The organism is Martelella sp., from assembly GCF_984369615.1.
Map to the genome: position 1 here is coordinate 1 of NZ_CFHTCS010000503.1, position 2,483 is coordinate 2,483.

At 61.7% G+C, this 2,483-nt stretch carries 2 protein-coding genes; both read right to left on the reverse strand.

Annotated features, from left to right (window positions below):
• Window positions 1-131: 131 nt before the first annotated feature.
• Window positions 132-407, reverse strand: a complete 276-nt coding sequence (locus AC5DC2_RS22890; RefSeq protein WP_491700154.1) for a hypothetical protein — start codon at window positions 405-407, stop codon at window positions 132-134.
• Between the two features lie 12 nt (window positions 408-419).
• The coding region (locus tag AC5DC2_RS22895) for an ATP-dependent helicase (RefSeq protein WP_491700155.1) at window positions 420-2,483 on the reverse strand (2,064 nt) is incomplete at its 5' end.

Genomic DNA, 2,483 nt, shown 5'->3' on the forward strand with positions numbered 1-2,483 from the left:
CCATGTCGACATGGATGATCTTGCGGATGGGTGTGACAGCGTCATCCGTTTCGACCTCATGGTCTCTTTCCAAAACTGTCAGTTCATCCGGCGCGGCCATGACTGTCTCAAGTGCGTGATCCGGGACGACGTTAATCGTCTACGGGATTTTCAGACGGAGATCCCACGTTGCGGATGTTGGTGACCCCGCGATCGGCCTTGCCTTTGACGAAGGCCGGCGGCGTCGGCATGCCCCAGGTGGCACTGACGATTTCCCGTTTGCCATCGCCATCGACGCGAACGATCGGCGCCAGCGTGTTGGGATAGACATTGAGCGATGGCTCGTTCCACCCGGCCTTGTCGCTCATCGCCTTCGTGAACTCGACGACGGCATCCCGTGTCGTTGTCAGATTGTAGAGATTGCACAAATTCCTGTCCCCTCACCGCCACATTCCGCGCATCCGCGCACCGACATCGAGACGGACCTGTCGCGGGCCCGAGCTGCTCTGTTGCCCCGGCTTCGCCACCGGCCATGTCCTGTTGTCAAAATGCTGCAACAACATAGCGGGAATGAACCGGGTTCGCGAGGCATAGACATGCCTGTCGCCGGTCGAGGACTGCCCGTGCGTGAAGAAGCGCTGCGGCACGACAAGGTTCAAACTGTCCCGCGCCCGCGTCATGGCCACGTAAAGCAAACGCCGTTCCTCCTCGATATCGTCGGTCGTGCCGACGCCAAGATCGGAGGGAATGCAGCCGTCGACGGCATTGAGCACAAAGACCGAGCGCCATTCCTGCCCCTTCGCGGAATGGATGGTCGAAAGGATCAGATAGTCCTCATCAAGCAGCGGCACCCCGGCCTGGCCGGAGGTGGCGTCCGGCGGGTCGAGCGTCAGCTCGGTCAGGAACCGCTCCCGCGACGGATAGCCAGCGGCAATATCCTCAAGCTGCAGAAGATCGGCGCGGCGCATCTCGAAGTCTTCATGGATGCGCTCCAAATAGGGCTCATACCATGCCCGGATCCGGCCGATCTCGGCGGGCCACCCCATGTTTGCTTGCCGGAGATCCGTTACCAACGACACGAGACCCGGCCAGTCGGCCACCGCTCGTGAGGGCGCTGGCAGGGCTGCCAGTGTCTCGACCGGATCGGCGGTTTCCGCGATCGCATTCAGCGCATTTTGCGCCGAGACCGGGCCGACACCTGGCAAGAGCTGCATCAGCCGGAAGCCCGCCACACGATCGCGCATGTTCTGGGCAAACCGGAGTGCTGCCAGCATGTCCTTCACATGCGCGGAATCGAGGAATTTCAGTCCACCGAACTTCACGAACGGAATGTTGCGGCGGGTGAGCTCCACCTCCAGCGGCCCGCTATGGTGGCTCGCCCGAAACAGCACGGCTTGATCCTTCAGCCGCATGCCGCCCTCGCGATTGTCGAGGACCTCGTCGGCAATGAACCGCGCCTGATCACCCTCGTCGCGAACCGTCACCAGCCGGGGCTTTTCGGTTGAGGCGCGGTCGGTCCAGAGATCCTTGGTGTAGCGCTCATGGGCTAGACCGATGACGCCGTTGGCGGCGGCGAGGATCGGCTGCGTCGACCGGTAATTGCGATCGAGCGCGATCACGGCGGCCTTCGGCGAGAATTCATTCGGGAAATCGAGGATGTTGCGAACCGTGGCGGCCCGGAACGAATAGATCGACTGAGCGTCATCGCCCACAACCGTCAGGCCCCGCCCGCCAAGTTTGAGCGCCATCAGGATCGAGGATTGCAAGCGGTTGGTATCCTGATATTCGTCGACCAGGACATGATCCCAGCGTCCGCCGATCTCGGCAGCAAGCACCGGGTCGCCCATGGTCTGTGCCCAGTAGAGCAGCAGATCATCATAATCGAGGACATTCTGGACCTGCTTGGCCTCGACATAGGCCGAGAACAACTCTCTCAGTTCCTTTTCCCAGGCGGCACACCATGGGAAATTGGCCCTCAGGATTTCCGCGAGCGGCGCCTCGGCATTGACGGTGCGCGAATAGATCGAAAGGCAGGTGCCCTTGGCCGGAAACCGGTTTTCAGTCTTGGAGAAGCCAAGGTCATGGCGTGCAAGGTTCATCAGATCGGCCGAATCCTCGCGGTCATGGATGGTGAACTGCGGATCGAGACCAAGCTCGATCGCATATTCGCGCAACAGCCGGGCGCCGATCCCGTGGAAGGTGCCGGACCAAGCAAGCCCATCCGCCATGATCCCGGCCTTGTCGCCAAGAGCCTTTGCGCATATGCGTTCGACCCGCTTTCCCATTTCGGCTGCGGCACGGCGGGAAAAGGTCATCAGCAGGATCCTGCGCGGATCGGCTCCGGAGATGACGAGTTGCGCCACGCGATGGGCAAGCGTGTTGGTCTTTCCGGATCCCGCGCCCGCAATGATCAGCAGCGGTCCGCCGATGGCGCCATCAGGCAAATCCGTGCCATGCAGAACCGCGGCCCGCTGGTTGTCGTTCAATTTTTCGAGATGCGCCGC